Genomic DNA, 762 nt, shown 5'->3' on the forward strand with positions numbered 1-762 from the left:
CGTTGATCGCCAAAGTCGTCGTCATGAGGTCCTCATTTCCTTCGCGGCAATCGCCACGGCGGAAGCCGTGATGCCGAAGTGTCCGTAGAGTTCAGGCCCGGGGCCGGAAGCGCCGAAGCCGGTCATTCCAACGAACCGGTCCGTCGGGCGGAGCACCGCGTCCCAGCCCATGCGGATCGCGGCCTCGATGCCGATACGGGGCGCATCACCCAGAACCTCGCGCCGGTAGCTTTCCGGCTGCGCGGCAAACAGGTCGAAGGACGGCAGCGATACCACCGCGGCCTCGATTTCCTCCGCCGCAAGCGCATCGGCGGCGGCAAGGGCGATCTCCACCTCGGAACCCGTCGCGATCAGGGTAACGTGCCGCCGCTCCGCCCAACGCAGGACGTAGCCCCCACGCGCGGTCATGTTCATCGTGGCATCGGTCCGGACGGTCGGCAGGTTCTGGCGCGAGAGCACCAGCATCACCGGACCCTTCCGGGCCGCCATGGCGATCTCCCAGGACTCCGCCGTCTCCACCGCATCGGCGGGGCGAAGGAGCGTGAGATTGGGGATCGCGCGGAGCGAGGCGAGATGCTCCACCGGTTGGTGCGTGGGGCCATCCTCCCCCAGTCCGATGGAATCATGCGTCATGACGAAGGTCGTCGGAACGCCCATCAGCGCCGCCAGCCGGATGGCAGGTCTGGCATAGTCGGCAAAGGCGAGAAACGTGCCGCCATAGGGACGGAACCCCCCGTGCAGCTGGATGCCGTTCATCGCCGC

The 762-nt window shown here is 67.5% G+C and carries 1 protein-coding gene; it reads right to left on the reverse strand.

All coding sequences use genetic code 11. The annotated features are described in order from the left end of the window. Positions 1-21: 21 nt before the first annotated feature. Positions 22-762 (reverse strand): transketolase-like TK C-terminal-containing protein (locus tag CN97_RS17380; RefSeq protein ID WP_035714161.1); only part of this gene is annotated, 741 nt, incomplete at its 5' end.

The organism is Haematobacter massiliensis (assembly GCF_000740795.1).
Lineage (GTDB): Bacteria > Pseudomonadota > Alphaproteobacteria > Rhodobacterales > Rhodobacteraceae > Haematobacter > Haematobacter massiliensis.